Source organism: Streptomyces sp. NRRL B-24572 (assembly GCF_002156145.1).
Classification (GTDB): Bacteria; Actinomycetota; Actinomycetes; order Streptomycetales; family Streptomycetaceae; genus Streptomyces; species Streptomyces vietnamensis.
Window position 1 is genome coordinate 1 of sequence record NZ_MWIG01001217.1, and the last position, 531, is coordinate 531.

Annotated in this window: 1 pseudogene; it reads right to left on the reverse strand. The window is 79.5% G+C overall.

The features are described from left to right. A pseudogene (locus CCN56_RS41405) lies at positions 1-531 on the reverse strand (AfsR family transcriptional regulator); the annotation flags it as partial.

The following is a 531-nucleotide window of genomic DNA, read 5'->3' on the forward strand; positions in this document are numbered from 1 at the left end:
AGTTCGATCGCCAGCGGCAGACCGTCGAGGCGCCGCACGACCTCGCCCGCGGCCACCGGGTCGTCCTCGACGCGGAACCCGGGGCGGACCGCGGCCCCCCGCTCCCCGAGCAGCCGCAGCGCCATCCCGGTCGGCAGCGGGCCCAGGGGCCGTATCGCCTCCCCCGGGACGCCGAGCGGCTCCCGGCTCGTGGCGAGCACCCGGAGCTCCGGGCAGCGCGCGAGGAGGGTCTCGGCGAGTTCGGCGGCCGCGCCGATCAGGTGCTCGCAGTTGTCGAGGAGGAGCAGCATCCGCCGCCCGGCGCAGTGCTCGACGAGCCGGGCGAGCGGATCGCCGCCGCCGCGCAGCTCCTCGGCCCCGGCGCCGCGCAGCACGGTCTCGCGGGCGCCGACGGCCGCGAGGACCGCTTCGGGGACGGCCTCCGGGTCCCGTACGGGCGCGAGTTCCGCCACCCAGACGCCGTCCGGCCAGTCCCCGGCACCCCGCTCGGCGGCCTCCTGCGACAGCCGGGTCTTCCCGGCCCCGCCGGGC